Annotated in this window: 13 protein-coding genes; 9 read left to right on the forward strand and 4 right to left on the reverse strand. The window is 73.6% G+C overall.

The genetic code is table 11. The features are described from left to right. Nucleotides 1-105 precede the first annotated feature (105 nt). The 4 genes from BX266_RS37000 to BX266_RS37015 all read left to right on the forward strand — a co-directional run bounded on the left by BX266_RS37000 (nucleotide 106) and on the right by BX266_RS37015 (nucleotide 3,569). Nucleotides 106-1,590 carry a multicopper oxidase family protein gene (locus BX266_RS37000; protein ID WP_099906916.1) on the forward strand — a complete coding sequence of 495 codons (1,485 nt, stop codon included), beginning with the start codon at nucleotides 106-108 and terminating at the stop codon, nucleotides 1,588-1,590. 733 nt (nucleotides 1,591-2,323) lie between these two features. Further along, entirely contained in the window at nucleotides 2,324-2,584 is a 261-nt protein-coding gene (locus BX266_RS37005) for a hypothetical protein (protein WP_099906914.1), read from the forward strand. Beyond that, nucleotides 2,581-2,823: a DUF6296 family protein gene (locus BX266_RS37010; protein ID WP_099906913.1), complete on the forward strand. Its 243-nt coding sequence runs from the start codon at nucleotides 2,581-2,583 to the stop codon at nucleotides 2,821-2,823. The genes BX266_RS37005 and BX266_RS37010 overlap by 4 nt, the downstream gene beginning before the upstream one ends. 320 nt (nucleotides 2,824-3,143) lie before the next feature. Then, nucleotides 3,144-3,569: an ATP-binding protein gene (locus BX266_RS37015; protein ID WP_099906911.1), complete on the forward strand. Its 426-nt coding sequence runs from the start codon at nucleotides 3,144-3,146 to the stop codon at nucleotides 3,567-3,569. 430 nt (nucleotides 3,570-3,999) lie between these two features. On the opposite strand, the gene BX266_RS37020 is transcribed toward BX266_RS37015, so the two are convergent. After that, a complete protein-coding gene (locus BX266_RS37020) occupies nucleotides 4,000-5,361 on the reverse strand; it encodes a DUF1254 domain-containing protein (RefSeq protein WP_180290739.1) in 1,362 nt (453 codons plus the stop codon). Between the two features lie 218 nt (nucleotides 5,362-5,579). On the opposite strand from BX266_RS37020, the gene BX266_RS37025 reads away from it, so the two are divergent. From BX266_RS37025 to BX266_RS37045, 5 genes are all read left to right on the forward strand, one after another. After that, nucleotides 5,580-6,221, forward strand: coding sequence for a GAP family protein (locus tag BX266_RS37025; protein WP_099906908.1), 642 nt, complete (start codon nucleotides 5,580-5,582; stop codon nucleotides 6,219-6,221). Then, complete coding sequence (locus tag BX266_RS37030; RefSeq protein ID WP_259465221.1) at nucleotides 6,218-7,918, forward strand: SulP family inorganic anion transporter; 1,701 nt, start codon at nucleotides 6,218-6,220, stop codon at nucleotides 7,916-7,918. The genes BX266_RS37025 and BX266_RS37030 overlap by 4 nt, the downstream gene beginning before the upstream one ends. 232 nt (nucleotides 7,919-8,150) lie before the next feature. Next, on the forward strand, nucleotides 8,151-9,539 hold the full coding sequence (locus tag BX266_RS37035) for a DUF1254 domain-containing protein (RefSeq protein WP_218969303.1): 1,389 nt from the start codon (nucleotides 8,151-8,153) through the stop codon (nucleotides 9,537-9,539). A 147-nt stretch (nucleotides 9,540-9,686) separates the two neighbouring features. Beyond that, a complete protein-coding gene (locus tag BX266_RS37040) occupies nucleotides 9,687-11,186 on the forward strand; it encodes a PP2C family protein-serine/threonine phosphatase (RefSeq protein WP_180290738.1) in 1,500 nt (499 codons plus the stop codon). Between the two features lie 158 nt (nucleotides 11,187-11,344). Continuing rightward, nucleotides 11,345-11,674, forward strand: a complete 330-nt coding sequence (locus BX266_RS37045) for a hypothetical protein (RefSeq protein ID WP_259465222.1) — start codon at nucleotides 11,345-11,347, stop codon at nucleotides 11,672-11,674. A gap of 179 nt (nucleotides 11,675-11,853) precedes the next feature. Here the strand turns inward: BX266_RS37045 and BX266_RS37050 are convergent, their stop codons facing one another. The 3 genes from BX266_RS37050 to BX266_RS37060 form a co-directional block, all read right to left on the reverse strand. Then, nucleotides 11,854-12,204, reverse strand: a complete 351-nt coding sequence (locus tag BX266_RS37050) for a hypothetical protein (RefSeq protein ID WP_143687080.1) — start codon at nucleotides 12,202-12,204, stop codon at nucleotides 11,854-11,856. A 384-nt stretch (nucleotides 12,205-12,588) separates the two neighbouring features. Further along, nucleotides 12,589-13,893, reverse strand: coding sequence for a C39 family peptidase (locus BX266_RS37055; RefSeq protein ID WP_099906900.1), 1,305 nt, complete (start codon nucleotides 13,891-13,893; stop codon nucleotides 12,589-12,591). A gap of 78 nt (nucleotides 13,894-13,971) precedes the next feature. Continuing rightward, the gene (locus BX266_RS37060) at nucleotides 13,972-15,951 is read right to left on the reverse strand and encodes an N-acetylmuramoyl-L-alanine amidase (RefSeq protein ID WP_099906898.1); all 1,980 of its coding nucleotides are present in this window, start codon (nucleotides 15,949-15,951) and stop codon (nucleotides 13,972-13,974) included. Nucleotides 15,952-16,020: the final 69 nt, after the last annotated feature.

Raw genomic sequence — 16,020 nt, forward strand, 5'->3', positions numbered from 1 at the left:
GTCGGGGCCTCCCATCGGGGACTCCCCCAGTCACCCCCTGCTCTCCCCTGAACCACCCCTGATAACAGCCGAGTTGACGGTGCCGCCGAGCTACGGTCATGCCTCGTGAACCGACGAGCCTTCCTCACTCTCGCAGCCCTCTCCGGCCTGGCCGGCACGGCGGGCCTGGCCTCCGGCTGCAGCTCGGGCCCCAGGGGGTCCGACCGACACCCCGCTGCGCCGCTCGACCTGTCCGTCCCGCTGCGGATCCCGCCGCTGCTGCACCCCGAACCGGACGCCGACGGCGTGCGGCGCTATGAACTGACCATGCTCGCCGGCAGCTCCGAGCTCCTCCCGGGGAGGCCGACCGCGACCTGGGGCTTCAACGGGCCCTACCTCGGCCCCACCCTGCGGGCGAGCCGCGGCGACCGGGTCGCGGTGACCGTCCGCAACACCCTCCCTGAGGCAAGCACCGTGCACTGGCACGGCATGCGCCTGCCCGCCGCGATGGACGGCGGCCCGCACCAGCCGGTCGCCCCCGGCGAAACCTGGTCCCCGACCTGGACGGTCGACCAGCCCGCCGCCACCACCTGGTACCACCCCCACCCGCACGGAGCCACCGCAGGTCACGTCTACCGCGGCCTGGCCGGCCTGTTCCTCCTCGACGACGACCACGAGACCGCACTGCCCACCGCCTACGGCGTCGACGACGTCCCGCTGATCCTGCAGGACAAGAAGTTCACCGCAGACGGCGCCCTCGACGGCGACCCGCTCCGCGGCACCTTCGGCATCCTCGGCGACCACGTCCTGGTCAACGGGACCTTCAACCCGCGCTTCGACGTCACCACCGAACGCGTCCGGCTGCGCGTGCTCAACGGCTCCAACGCCCGCCTCTACCACCTGGCCTTCTCCGACCACCGCAGTTTCCACGTGGTCGCCACCGACGGCGGACTGCTCGCCGCACCCGTCGCGACCGACACCCTCGCGCTGAGCCCCGGCGAACGCGCCGAGATCGTCGTCGCCTTCGCCCCCGACGACAACGTCGTGCTGCGCACCGTCGACGACGGCACCGACCTCGCCGCGGGCGACCTCGACCTGATCCGCTTCACCGCCACCAACCGCCCCTCCCCCTCCCCCGCCCTGCCCGCCGCCCTCTCGGCGTTCACCCCGATCACCGTGCCGGCCGGCGCGAAAGTGCGCCGCTTCACCTTGAACGGGCACGACGCGATCAACGGACAGCCGATGGACATGTCCCGGATCGACGAAGTCGTCCCCGCCGGGGCCGTCGAGATATGGGAGATCCGGAACAACGTGTACTCCCACAACTTCCACATCCACGAAGTCGGGTTCCAACTCCTGGACAGCAACGGCACACCGGCCCCCGGATACGCGGGCGGACCCAAGGACACCGTCTTCGTCCCGGGCAAGAGCACCGTCCGCCTCGCTGTCCGCTTCGGCACGACCACCAACCCGGCCGCGCCCTACATGTACCACTGCCACATCCTGCGACACGAGGACTCCGGCATGATGGGCCAGTTCGTCCTGGTCGAACCAGGCACCGAGGACACCGTTCCGCGCACCCTGCCCACCCCGGCCTCACACGGGCACTGAACGCCCGACCGGACGGGGCGCAGCAAGCCGGGCCGCGGGCGGCAAGGCAGTCCGGAGACCGGTCGGTGCGCGGCACCGGGTGGTCGGCCCGCGGCTCCGCCTCGGTCTGCGGGCCACGACCGCCGGTGACCCGTCCGACCGACGTCTGATCGGTCTCAGCAGAATCTGACCGTCGCCGCCACGCCACCCTCGCCCACCGCCCCCGGATGGGCGGCCGACGGTCCTGCGCAACGGGTCCACGCGAGTACCGGCACCCGTTGTGGCTCCCCCGTACAGCTTCCGGATCGAGTAGCCGACATTGCGAACGGTGTTGAAGACCGCGTACGCCACGCGCGCCATCGCTGCCAGGTCCATTGGCAGGCCGGCCGGAAGCGCCGTGCCGGCACGGGCGGCGTCGGCCGCGAGCCGCCGCAGAGGGCGGAGGAGAACCGAGCGCATCGCAGATCCCTGAGTCGTCGTCATACGTCTCTGACGTCGCGCACTCTGCCGGGCGGTCACCTGGCCGGACGTCACACCCCAGGACGCTCCTCCGACTCGTACGCCGGTACTGCAGCACCGCCCGACAAGCCTGGCACACCCGTGCACGGGGCCGGGGCAGCACGGCCTGCGGCAGGCGTGCGGAGTGCGCCGGGGCAGCCCCGGGTCGACGGCGCCGCCGCCCAGGGGCGGGCAGGTTACGTGGGGTGGCACCGGGTAGCCGGTGTACCGGAGCACTCGAGAAGGGGAGTGAACGATGGCCTCGCACCGCGAACCCGCACCCGAACCCGCACCCGCACCCGCACCCGCACCCGCACCCGACGACCGGGCCCGACCGGACGCCCAGGGCGACCGCCGCTACGGCGACCGGGCCGCCGACGTACGTCCGGCCAGGGAGCACGACCCGGACACGAACGGTCCTCAGGACGGCTACGACGCGACTGCCGACGCCGCCGCGCGCACCGGCGGACCGGAGCCCGACGATCAGACCGCCGTTGGGCGGCAGGAGCGGCGGTGAGTGCGGTGCAACAGGCCGAGCGGTACATCGTCACCCTGCCCGGCGTTCCGGGCGCCCACCGCGAGGCGGAGACCGTCACCGTCTCCCGGCTCGGCCGGCTCGGCCCCAACGGGCTGGACCTGTACACGGACGCCGGCAACAGTCTGACGGTGGAGATCACCCACGAGACCGCCCGCCCGGTCCCCGGCACCGGCGCCGACGACCTCCCGCCGGTGCTGCACGCCCACCCCCTGCCCTGACCACCGCCGACGCAGGGCTGTCCGTCTCAGGCCGACTCGCTGTACGCCGGGTCGGCCTTCCCGTCCGGCAGCGACCGGATCACCCCGCCCTCGTCGAGGGGCTCCAGGTCCGGTCGGACACCGCGCTCGACCTGGCACGGACCAACTGACGCTGCGTCACGAACCGGCCCGGGCAACGTTCGAGCGGATCGTCGCCGTTCGTCTCACCGAATCAGGCAAGTACTCCCCGTAGCTGAGGCCCCGCCGTCCCGTCGGCAGCACAGCTGGCAGCACAGCCGCACAATCGGCCGCGGCACCGACCCACCGGAGGAAAACAGGCCATGGAAGAAGCGGAAGAACCGGAAGCCGTCGTGAGCGCGGTGGGCTGGGCCCGGACCCTGCCCCTGTCCAGCAGCATCCAGGCGGGCCGCGCCTGGACCCGCCGCCACCTGGACGAACTCGGCTGGACCGAACACGCCGCCCAGAGCGCCGACGCCGTCATCGTCACCGTCTCCGAACTCCTCACCAACGCCCACCGGCACGCACACAGCAACGCGAACCTCGTCCTCACCTGGGACGGCTCCTGCCTGTACGTCAGCGTCCACGACCACTCCACCCGCCTGCCGCACCCACGCGAAGCCTCCACCGACGCCACCTCCGGCCGCGGCATGGCCCTGATCGACGCCCTCGCCGACGACTGGAACGCCCACACCGACGGGCACGGCAAAACCGTCACCGCCCGCTTCCACCCCCACCCCACTCCCTGACCGACCGGGCGTTCGACTCGGGACTCCGGTGGTCAGGATCCGTCCTGCACAGGCCCGAGAGGGGTCGTCCGGGGCACCCGAACGCGACGCGGTGCGAGTGGCCGAGTAGCCCAACCCGCACCCCGTGCCCGAACGCCCCTCGCACCCCAACCACAAACCCCCGGCCCAACGACCGCCCCAGACCCCACAGCGCCCCCGGAAGCCTCGGGCGGAGGCCCGGAGACCTGGTGGTCGGCGCCTGGCACGTCAGCCGGATCGAGGGGCAGGCCAATGACCTGACGTTCCACCTGGACGGCAAGCCGGTCGCCCGGTCACGCGAGGAACGCGAGGAGTTGGTTCGAATACGGTGTGCACCGCCGAGTGGGGCACCGGTGCATCCGCTGCCCCCTCGGTCCGGCCGGGGGCGGGCGGTGCGCCGTGGCGCTTGCGGTCAGCCGTCGACGCGGACGACGGCCGGGGGCGCGTAGCGGCCGGTGAGGATGGCGGGGGTGGGCAGGTACTGGCGCAGGATGAGGCGGAACAGGACGCCCGCTTCGGTGGTGGGCAGCCAGTTGCTCTCCTTGTCGGGGCCCGGGTTCTCGCGCTGGAGGTAGAGGGTCAGGGAGCCGTCCGGGCCGTAGGCGAGGTTCTTGGTGAGGCTGCCGAGGTGGTACCGGCCGATCGGGTTCTCGACGAGGAAGCCCTGCGGGTTGAGGTACATGGTCACCGACCAGAACGCGTTCACCGGCGGGAAGTCGTCGGGGCCGAAGCGCAGTTCGTAGCGGTGCTCTCCCGAGAGCGGGTTGCCGTCGCCGTCGAGGATGGCGCCGATGTAGTAGGCCTCCTTCGCGCTGTTGGCGAGCAGGCCGAGCTGGGCGATCTCCAGCCGGGAGAAGTAGTCGGTGCCCCAGTCGCCGATGGTCTCGACGTCGACCATCACCCAGCCGTTTCGGGACGGCCCGGCGAAGGGCATGTCCGCGTACAGGTCGTGCAGTCCGTCGGCGACGGCCCGCCGCAGCCCGTCCACGGCCGCGGGGTGCAGGCCGGCGGGGTCGAAGGGGCGGTGCGGGGCGATGCCGATGCGGGCGAGCAGGCCGAGGACGCCGGCGTCGGCGGTCGGCGGGGGGCTCGCGCTCAGGCAGTCGGCGAGCATCCGGTAGAAGTCCAGCGGATCGCCGCTCTCAGTCCGCCAGTCGCGGGCCCGCGGATTGGCTGAGGGGTCGGGCGCGGGGGCGGCCGGGTCGGCGGGGCGCAGGGCGATCCGCTTCTGGAGGGAGACGGCGGCGGGGACGTCGTCGTCGAGGATCGTGACGCGGGCGAGCAGGCACACCAGGGGGGTGGGGGCGGTGATGACCCGGGTGATGCCGTCGGGGACGGTGCCGCGCCAGCCCGGCCCGGCCAGCAGGTAGTCGCCTCCGGTGGTGTCGCCCGTGCGGGTGCCGACGTAGGCGAAGCTGTTGGTGTACATGTCCAGGAGCTGGACGGTGAAGTAGCGGTCGGCGACCGGCGGGACGGTGAGGACGACCGCGCCCGCGGACAGGTCCACGAAGGTGCGCGAGTACGGGGCGTCGACGATCGGCGTGACGAAGTAGGTGTCCTTCGGCTCCGCGCGGCGCGGGGTGTGGTGGATCTCGTTGATCGCGCCGAGGTGCGTGGCGGCGGTGGTGTCGACGTGCCACTCCCACAGGCTGCGGTGCATCTCCAGGAGCGGGAAGCCGTACCGGAACGCCGCCATGCCCAGCCAGTGGCCCTCGTCGGCCCGGGCCTTCTCGTGGGCGGCGGCGATCTGCTGCTTCAACGTCTGCGCGTCCATGCAGACTCCGTTCCGGTGCACCAGCGGGGACATGGGGTCCTCCCACGCTCATCGCTCCCGGGTGGCCCCGCAACCGCGCTCCCAGGCACGGCTGCCGGATGCGGGCGTGTTCACCCGTTCGGCCGGGGCGTCGTGCGGTCGCCAGGAAGAGTGGGGAGGCTCGTGGCTACCGCCTACCTGGCGGGGGTGGACCGGGTCCCGGGGGCGAGGAGGCAGCGGTGGGCGACGCCGTCGGACGGATGCCGGCGTCGGCCGTGGGCAGCGCCATCAGCCCGCTGCCGCTCATCGCCGTGCTGCTGATGCCGGCCGTCGGCGGCAGGGTCAACCGCACCGCGTTCGTGCTGGGTCGGGTGGTCACGCTCGGGGTGGTCACCGCCGCGGTCGCCCTCCTCGGCTCGGGCGCCGGCGCGGACGACGCGGGCACGCCGGCCCGCTGGACGTGCTGGCTCGAGTTCGCGCCCGGCCCGCTCATCCTGCTCATGGGCGCCCGGCAGTGGAAGGACCGGCCCCGGGAGGGGCGGGAGCACGCGCTGCCCGGCCGGGCCGCCGGACTCGCGGCTCTCCTCTCCGGTGCCAGCCCGAAGAACCTCGTCGTGGCCGTCGGCGGCGGGGCCTCCGTCGCGAGCATCACCGCGAGCGGCGGCGGCAAGGCGGTGGCGGGCGTCCTGTCCGTGGTGGTCGGTTCCGCGTGCGTCCTGCTGACACTGCTGGTGTACGTCCTCGACGGCGAACGGTCGGCCGCGGTGCTGGGTGACCGGAAGACCTGGGTGGGCGGGCACGACTGCGCCATCATGACGGTGGCGCTCGCCGTCCTGGGCGGCAAGTACCAGGGGGACGCGATCGGCGGACTCACCTCGTGAGGCCGGCAGCCCTGCGGGCCCGGCTGCGGGGGGTGGGCCGGCCGAAGGCCTCGGACGTCTCAGCCGGTCTGGTGACCGGCCTCTTCTCCATCCCGGAGGGCATGGCGTACGCGGCGATCGGCGGCTTCAACCCGGTCTCCGGCATCTACGCCGGCGTCGTTCCCACCCTGCTGGGCTCCCTCTTCTCCCGCACCGTGCTGATGGTCACCACCCTCACCTCGGCCCTCGCCCTGACCTCGCAGAGCGTCGTCAAGGAGGCCGGGCTCGACGCCCTGGACGGGGGCAACATCGCCACCCTGGCCGTGCTGGCCGGGGTGGTCATGCTCCTCCTCGGCGTGCTGCGGCTCGGGGTGGTCATGTCGTTCGTCTCCAACGCGGTGATGACCGGGTTCTCCACCGGCATCGCACTGCAGATCGTCACCGGCTCGCTCAAGGACGCCACGGGCTACCAGCCGGCCGGCCACAACAAGCTCCGCCAGCTCGGCGACTGGATCGTCCACATCGGGGACTGGCAGCCGGCGGCGGTCCTCACCGCACTCGCGGCGGTCGCCGTCTGGGCCCTGGTGCGCCTCGTGCCGCGACTGAAGCCGGTCGCCGTCCTGGTCGCCCTGCTCGTGGTCAGCATGGCCGTCGGATTCCTCGGCACCCAGGTGGAACTGGCGGGCGACATCGCCCCGATCCCCGGCGCCCTGCCCGCCTTCACCGCCCCCGACCCGTCGGCCGTCGGCGCGCTGCTGCCCGGCGCCTTCGCCGTCGCCCTCGTCGGCCTCGCCCAGGCCGCCTCCATCGGGCCCAGCGTGCCCAACCCCGACGGCACCAGGTCCTCCGTCAACGGCGACTTCGTCGCCCAGGGCCTCGGCAACATCGGCGGCGGCCTGTTCGGGGCCCTGCCCACCGGTGGCTCGATGTCCCGCACCGGCGTCGCCGTCAGCGCGGGCGCCCGCACCCGGTGGACCGGGGTCTTCGCCGCGCTGTGGCTCGCGCTGCTCGTCCTCACCCTCGGCTCGCTCGCCGAACGCATCCCGATGCCGGTGATCGGCGGCCTGATCATCGTCATCGGCTGCGAGCTGGTGGTCGGCCGCCTCCCGGACATCGCCCTCGTGCTGCGCACCTCCCCGCTGTCGGCCACGGCGATGACCGCCACCTTTCTGGCCACCACCCAGCTTCCGCTCCAGCAGGCCATCGTCATCGGAGCGGTCCTCTCGCTCCTGCTGTACTGCGGGCAGGCGGCCCGCCGGAGCCGGCTCCACCGACTGGAGCAGGACGGCGAGGGCCGGTGGCTGATCTCCGACGCCCCGGCCCGGATCGAACCCGGCACCGTCACCGTCCTGCTCTACGACGGCGTCTCGCTGTTCGCCGAGACGCCCCGGATCGACGAACAGTGGCCCGACACCACCGGCGCGCGCGGCGCGGCCGTCGTCCTGGGCCTGCGCGGTGTCCCCGACGTCCCCTCCTCAGCCGTACTGAAACTGCTACGACGCTACGCACGCGACCTTCGCGCCCACGGCGGCCGCCTCTACCTGGCGGGCGTCGAACCCCGTCTCCGGGCCGTCCTCCACCGCACCGGCCTCACCGCGGAACTGGGCGAGGACGCCGTCCTGCCCCCCACCAGCGACATCTTCGGCTCGCAGCAGGAAGCCACGGCCCGCGCGGCGCGGTGGGTCGAGGAGGCCTCGCGCGGCGAACAGCACGGCTGACGTCCCGGCACGGAGGCAGGCAGCGGCACCGCCCACCCGATTCGCCGGGTGGGGTTCCGGGCCGCACGGGCAGCGGGCGGGTGGCTCGGGACGGGCTCGCGCGCCACTGCGGTCACCCGTTCGGCCGCTCACGATGGCCCGCCCTTGAACGCGCCGCGAGGGTGGTGAGCACGGCACGGCCGCCGCCCGCATCGCGCGCGGCGGCCGCGGGAGCACGCGGGAAGGGGACGTGGTGGCGGATCAGGTGGACTTCGAGGGCGGGTACCCCACGACGGAGAGTGCGCGGGCCGCGCTGGAGCGCCGCGACCGGCGGCGGGCGGTGGAGGCCTACCGGTTCTTCTACCCGACGGTCTCGCTGGAGGGCATCTTCCAGGGCACCCGGGACGCCGGCGCCGTGGACAACGAGACCGCGCTGCTGTTCATCGCCCGACCGCACCACCTCGGGTTCACCCTGAACTCCGACACCCCCTACTCCGGCGGCATCCTGGACCTGCGCAGGAGCGGACCGATGGTGGTCGACCTGCCGCCGGGGCCGCTGATCGGCCTGGTCGACGACCACCACTTCCGTTGGATCACCGACGTCGGCCTGCCCGGGGCGTACGGCCCCGGGGGCGGCAAGCACCTGCTGCTGCCGCCCGGCTACGACGGGCCCGTGCCCGACGAGGGCTACGAGGTCGTCCGCAGCGACACCTGGACGGTGTTCTGCGCGCTGCGCGCGCTGCCGCTGGGCGGCGACGTGGACGGCGCCAAGGAACTGCTCGCCTCGGTGCGCTTCTACCCGCTGGCCCGGGCCGGGAGCCCGCCGCCGTACACCTTCACCGACTACAGCGACCGGGCCATCGACTGCACCTGCCTGCGATGGGAGGACAACCTGGAGTTCTGGCGCGTCCTGCACGCGGTCATCGACTCCGAACCCGCAGTCGAGGAACTGCGCCCGATGCTCGGCCTGCTCGCCGAACTCGGCATCGAGGCCGGCAAACCGTTCACCCCCGACGAGCGGATGGCCCGGGTGCTGGCCGAGGCCGCCCGCGAGGGCCGCGACGAGATGCTGGTCTCCGCCTTCGCCTCCGACCGCCCCGACCGCGTGGTCTGGCCCGACCGCGCCTGGGAGTGGGCCGGTCTGCGCCCCGAGAACGGCGCCTTCGAACGCGAGGGATCCCTCGACGTCGAGGCCAAGGACCGCTGGTTCGTCCAGGCCATCGTCGCCTCGCCCGCGATGTTCCGCCGCGCCGTCGGCCAGGGCTCGCTGTACTGGCTCGGCCTGCGCGACGCGACCGGCGCCTACCTCGACGGCGGCCGCACCTACCGGCTCACGGTTCCGCTGCCCGTCCCCGCCGGCCTGTTCTGGTCCGTCACCGCCTACGACGCCCGGACCCGCTCCGAGGTCGACGCCGACCAGGGCCGGGCAGCCCTGCGCTCACTGTTCGACAAGCTCGGCCCCGACGGCGCCGACACCGTCGACCTCTACTTCGGCCCCACCGAACCGGACGGCGCCGACGGCCGCTGGATCCAGACCGTGCCCGGCCGGGGCTGGTTCACCTACTTCCGCATCTACGGCCCCGAACAGGCCGCCTTCGACGGCACCTGGAAGCCCGGCGACCTCCAGCCCGTCACCTCGTAGGGGCACCACCGGGCCGACGTGCCCGGCGGCGCCCAGGAGCGTTCCCGGGCCCATGGTCCCCGTGCCGTCATGGCCTTCTGCCCGGCTCCGCGCACCATCCGAGCAGGCACACTGGGGAGACGGAGTTCCACGCCCCGACTCCCCGTGATGCGGGGCACGACCAGGATCCAGGAGGGGACGGTGCCGGTGACCGGCGTGTTCTCGCGGTTGCCGCTGCCACGTTCCGCCCGTGGCGCCCTGCTGCTCAGCATCGTCCTGGCCGTCGGTCTGGGAGCGGTGGACGTGCTCATCGCGGTGCAGGTCCGCACCGGGCTGACTCCCCAGGGCGACCGGGTCGCCTCGGCCGGCCGCTCCATCGGGGAACTGCTCACCGTCGTCCGCGCAGCGGACGACCGCGTCGAGGCCACGCCCCCCGCGTCGCCGAGCGCCGTCCCCGACGACCTGGCGCCCCGGGCCCGCGCCCTCACAGACGAGATCGTCGACGACGCCGCAGCGGTGGGCCTGGAGGCCGATGCCACCGCCCTGAACTCCGCCGTCGACACCTGGACCATCACGGCGACCGCCACCCGGCCGGTGTACGCCGCCGCCGACCGCCTGAACGCCGACCTCGACCGTCACCGGGACGACCTGCGCCGCAGCGCGGCCGACGCGCACAACACCCTGTTCGTCCTGCACTGCACCTGCGTCACCGTCCTGCTGCTGCTGCTCAGCGGCGTCGCCTGGACCATGTGGCGGCGCATCGTCCGCCCCCTCGCTGACCTGGAAGAACACCTCGCTCGCACCACCACCGGCACCACCGGCGCCGCACTGTCCTCGTGCCGCACCGAGCCCTGGCTGCGCGGCGTGTGGGGCGAGGCGGAACGGACCCTGCTCCTGCTCAAGGAGTCCCGGCACTCGGCTGCCAAGGCCGACGAGGCGCTGCGCACCGACGCGGCCACCACCTACGGCCTGCACCGCGTCCTCACCGCCCAGGATCGGCCCGGCCCGGGAGTCTGTGCGTACGGCGCCGTCCTGGCCGCCGAGGGCGTCATCGCGGGCGACTACATCGAGACGCTCGCCCTCCCCGACGGCCGCACCGCCCTGCTCCAGGGGGACGTGGCCGGCCACGGCGTCCGGGCGGGCCTGCTCGCCGCGCAGGCCAAGAGCGCCGTGGTCGCCGCGCTGCGCCTGGGCCGCCCGCCCGGTGTCGCCGCCGCGGCGGCCTGGTCGGTGCTCGCGCAAGAGGAGGAGCGGTTCACCACCCTCGTCATCGCGATCCTCGACCCCATCGAGCAGCGCGTCGTCTGGCTGAACGCCGGCCACGAGGTCGTCCTGGTCCGGGAGGCGGGCGGGCGCGTGCAGGCGCTGGAGACCACCGGGCCGGTGATCGGCTCGTTCGTCACCGACCCCGAACACGAGTGGCAAGTCCGGGAACGGGCCTTCGGCCCCGGCGACGTCCTGGTCCTGGCCACCGACGGCCTCACCGAGGCCCGCGACGGCTCCGGCACCATGCTCGGCCCCGACGCCGTCACCGACCTGCTCGCCCGCACCGACCCGACCCCGGAGGACACGGTCCGGGCGCTGTACACCGCGGTCGAGGCCCACGGGGCCGACTGGGAGCGCGACGACGTGACCGTGCTCGCCGCCGCCCTCGCCACCGGCCGGTGAACCGTGCCCCCGCGATCGCCCGAACGTCAGGCGGTGCCCGGTTCACCTGTGCGGGCTGAGGACCGGACAGCCGGGGGCGGTGCCCGGGCGTTCAGGCCGGGCCTCGGGCACCGCCGGATGCGACCATGGAGGGAATTGGTCGACCACGGGAGGCGTCCATGAGCCGCACGTACTACTTCCACCTCGAGTACGCCGGCAACTCCCTCACTGCCACCGTGACCCTCGGCACGGTCCGTGAGCTCTCCCTGCTGGTCAACGGCCACGAGGCCGCGAACGAGCGCCTGCACGGCCACCACGGCGAGACGCACGTGCTCCGAACGGTGCTGCCGGGCGACCCACCCGGCGAGGCGTCGGTCGAAGTGACGCTACCCGGCCCGCTGCGCGGCGAACCGCAGTGCATCCTCGTCGCGCCCGGCCGACGGCTGCCCATGCCGCAGCGCCCGATGCCGCACGACGCCCGGCCGACCGAAGCGTCCTGGTACGGCTGAGCCGGTCCGCCCCGGACAGGTGATCTGGCCGCCCGCGGGCGTCGGCCGGCGCGTCGTTGCTGCGGAGTCCGGCGCGACCGCCGTGGTGAGGTCGTTGCCGGCCGGGAAAAGCGTCCGGATGGCGATGCGCGGAGGAGTGGGGTCACCTGGCGGGGCGCCGCAGGGGGCCGGTCCGGTGCTCACACCCGTGCACCCTGGACGTGATGCGGCTCGGCGAGCAGCCCGTAGATCACCAGCACGGACATGAGCATGGTGAACAGCGACCAGTAGGGGAAGGCCGAGATGAACATCATCTGACCCACCAGGCAGACGGAGGCCAGCACGATGCCGGTGATCCGGGCCGCCCTGACTCCCAGCAGCACTCCCAGGCTGACGAGTGCCTGTGCAATGCCCGTGGCGACCCAGATCCAGCCCCATGCGGTGTAGTTGAAGATCAGGAGGCGGTTGCCGTGGTTGGCAGTCGTCTCGTAGTAGCCGTGGTCGAGGATCGCGACGAAACCGTTGACGAGGTCGAAGAGTCCGCTCAGCATCAGGAGGATCCCGGCGAAGGTCACCCAGTGCGAGCGCTCCGCCGGTGGAACGTCTGTCGTGGAATTCGGAGGTTGCGGCAACATGGATCCCATCAGAGTCAGCCGCGCACCGAGGCGCAAGGCGTCGTGAGCCGTTGGTATCACGCAGCGGGAACGGCGATGGGGCAGGCCCTCGGGACCGGGCCGGAGCCGTTGTCCCTCCCGCCGGTGCGCAGTCGCCGAGTTTCTCGCCGCTCGACCCGGGCTCCTCGGCGAACAGGCCGACGTGGTTGGCATCGGTGGGCATCACTCGAAGGTGTAGCGCGGGGCTGAGTGGCCGGCCCGCGCCAGCGCACCGACGTTAGACGAGGGATCCTGTGGCAGTGGCTGCGGCAGAAGCTGGGCTCACCAGTTGGCGGTGATCCCTGGAGCACGGGCGGGCAGGGGTCGGTCGGGCGGGTGGACCAGGTAGACGACGCCGCCGCCGGACAGCCAGACCCGTTCGAATTCGCCGCGCGGGTAGGTGCGGCGGACCGCGTCGTCGGTCGGGGAGAGCGGGTCGTTGACGACCACGTCGCCGTGGACGGTGAAGCCGCGCACCACCATGATGTTGCCGGCCGCGGCGTAGCCGCCGAGCTCGCTGCTGCGCGCCGCCTGCGCGGTGGCCACGGGGATGCCCGCGAGGACGAAGCGTTCCAGTTCGGTCAGTGAGCGCAGCCGGGTGACCAGGCCGAGGAGGCCGTACCTGGCGGGGTAGGCGGCGTTGAACGCCCAGTTGCCGCAACCGCGGTAGGCGTAGTCGTAGACGGCTCTGGCGGTGAAGTCGACGTCCGGGGCAGGGTCCTGGGGGTCGAGCCAGCGCAGTTCCTCACGGGAGGGACCGCGGCCGAAGTAGGCGGTGAGCATCGCGGTGCAGGCCGGGCCCGCCCAGGCCTCGCCACCCCCGTCGTACTGCGGGCAGTGCCCGGTGTGCACCTCCTGCGAGCGCTGCGGCACGTCCAGGACGGTGCCCCAGGCTCCGCCGGGGCCGCTGGTGGGCCGGGGCGGCCCGGCGGGCGGCGTGCGGGAGGCCAGGACCGAGAGGGAGTGCAGGGTCGGCCTGGTGTCCTCCGCGGCGGTCCCGGACGGGGGTTCGCCGTCCTCGGCGCGCAGCAGCACAGCTCGGACCTGGAAGGCGGACACCGGGCGGCCGGGTGCGGCGGTGAAGGTGTCGACCTCGACGGTGCCGAAGGCGTCGGCCTGCCCGGGAACGGTGGTGCGGTGGACGACCTCGTCGCCGGGGGCCCAGCGGGCCATGGTGAACCAGCCGGACTCGGCTCCGGCCGCGTCGCGCACTCGCAGGTCGACCGTCAGCCGGGTGCCGACCGGTCCGGTCACCGTCCAGGACGGCACCAGGTCGTGGGCCCCGGCCGCACCGTCGGGGTCGAGGCCGACCGGGGTCCAGGGGGAGGTCCAGCGGGTGTGCTGCCACGTCCTGGGGCGGTGGCCGAACGGGTCGGCGTACGGTTCGGAGCCGATCGCCGCGTCCCAGACCAGGGCGGTGCGTCCGGGGAACGCGGGGGCGGCGGCGGTGGGGCGGAGCCCTTCGGGGGTTCCGCCGGCGAACCGGTCGGCGTCGTCCCAGCGGTGCAGTGCGGCCGTGCCGTGCTCCGGTGCGGTGCCGGTGGGCCGCGGGCGGGAGGTGGGCCCGCCCGCGGTGTGCCCTGTCATCGTGCTGTCCTGGCTCTCTGGCCGTCGGGCCGGTCGTGGGGGCCGACGGCCGGGCCGTCGGCCCCCACGCTACCGGCCTCAGCTGCCGGTCGGAACGGGTGCCCAGCTCGGTACGAGCTGGACGTCGTCGGCGTTGACGAACATGAACCGCTGGCCGAACTGCACCTGGTAGTACACGTTGCTTCCGCGGACCACGGTGTGGTCGGCCTGGTCGAAGGTGGTGGCGTAGTAGTACTCCCCGTGGACGGCCCCGCCGAGGGAGTACCGCTGGCCGGGGAGCAGCTGGTAGGGCAGCGGGGAGATCGCCTGCGGGTTGATGCCGGCGGGGTAGGCGGTGGCTTCAGGGTAGGCGCGGCCGTACACCGGCACGGAGGTGCGGCCGGGCTTGGCGACCACCGTCAGGCCGAGTGCGGGCAGGGCGGTCGGCGCGGCGGCCGGGTTGCGGAACCAGCCCTTCTGCCCGAGGTACCAGATCGCGGTCCAGTCGCCGGAGCGGTCGGCGACGGCGTACTGCTGGCCGGTGCTGACCCGGGCCGCGTGGTTGTACACCGACCAGTCGCCGGGGGCGGGGCGGATGCCGATGTCGGTGACCAGCGCGGCGTCGTCGCGCGGCGCGGTGCGCAGGGTGATCGAGGCGGAGCCGTGCACGGGGCACGGGTCGGCCGGGGTGTCGCCGCAGTAGTACGGCTCGGTGTTGGCGTCGTAGTCGGGGTCGATGGTGACGAGGCCGGCGGTCCTGGCGTCGCCGACGCCCTTGAAGGGGCGGCCGAGCAGGGCGAAGTAGTGGTCCCAGTCCCAGTACGGGCCGGGGTCCTGGTGCATGCCGGGGATGCTGCCGGCGGTGCTGCCGGGGACGTCGTCGTGGCCGACGACGTGCGCGCGGTCCAGCGGGATGCCGTACTTGCCGGCGAGGTACCGCACCAGTTTCGCGGAGTTGCGGTACATCGCCTCGGTGTACCACTGGCCGCCCTGGGCGAGGAAGCCCTCGTGCTCGATGCCGACGGACTTGGCGTTGACGTACCAGTTCCCGGCGTGCCAGGCCGCGTCCTTGGGGTTGACGTGGTTGGCGACGTGGCCGTCGGCGGAGCGGATCGTGTAGTGCCAGGAGACGTACGTCGGGTCCTGGACCAGTTTCAGGGTGGGGTCGTAGAGGGTCTCGGTGTCGTGGATGACGATGTAGTCGATCTTCTGGTTGAACGGCCGGTCGGACAGGTCGTGGTTGCCGTAGTCGCCGGGGTCGGCGGAGAGCTGCTGGTAGGGGGCGGGGATCCACTCGCAGCCGAGGGCGGCGGGGCAGTCCGCGCCGTCCGCGGTGTGCCGCAGGTGCAGGCGGGCCAACTGGTCGGTGCGCGGGGCGATCCGGGCCGGCGCGAGGGTGATCGGCCCGCCTCCGGCGTCGGTCTGCCGGGTCTGGCCCTCGGAGATCACCTCGAACACGCCGTCGGCGAACTGGCGGGCGGTGGCCTCGTCGTCCGCGCCGGAGTAGCGGGCCACCGCGCCGTACCAGGCGGCGGGGTCGGCGGAGGCGGCCTCGCCGAGCGCGGCCTGGTGGGCGGCGAGCAGGGCGGCGCCGCCGCGGATGTTCGCGGCCGGGTCGCTCCTGAGCTGCTCGGGGGCGGCGCCGGTCAGCCGGGCGGCTTCCGGCAGGGTCTCCAGCCGGGGGGCGGGGTCGTCGGTCGGTGCGGCCGGCGGCGCGGACCGGAGCAGCGGGGCGTCGTCCTTGCCCCGGGCGTCCTCGCTGCCCCCGCTGTGGTGCGGGAGGGCGGCGAGCGCGCCGCGGGCGTCGGTGAGGTGCATCGGGCCGTAGCCCGCGTCGGTGCTGGGGGCGCCGAGGTGGGCGTCCCAGCGGGTCTCCAGGTAGGAGACGCCGAGCAGCACCGGGAGCGGGACGCGGTACTCGGCGGCGGCCGCGGCGAAGGCGGCGGCGCGCGCACCGCCGGGAGCGGCTTCGGCCGCTCGGGCCTGGGGGGCGACGGCGAGGGCGGGCAGCAGGGCGGCCGCGGCCGCCAGCGCGGTGCGGCGCGCGGACCGGGCGGACGGGCGGGACGGATGTGGCATGAGGGCGATGCTCCTTGTCACGGGGATGACGGGTCGGGGCGGAGCAGCGGTCCGCGCGCGGGGGCGGGA

The organism is Streptomyces sp. TLI_171 (assembly GCF_003610255.1).
In the GTDB taxonomy this organism is placed as follows: Bacteria; Actinomycetota; Actinomycetes; order Streptomycetales; family Streptomycetaceae; genus Kitasatospora.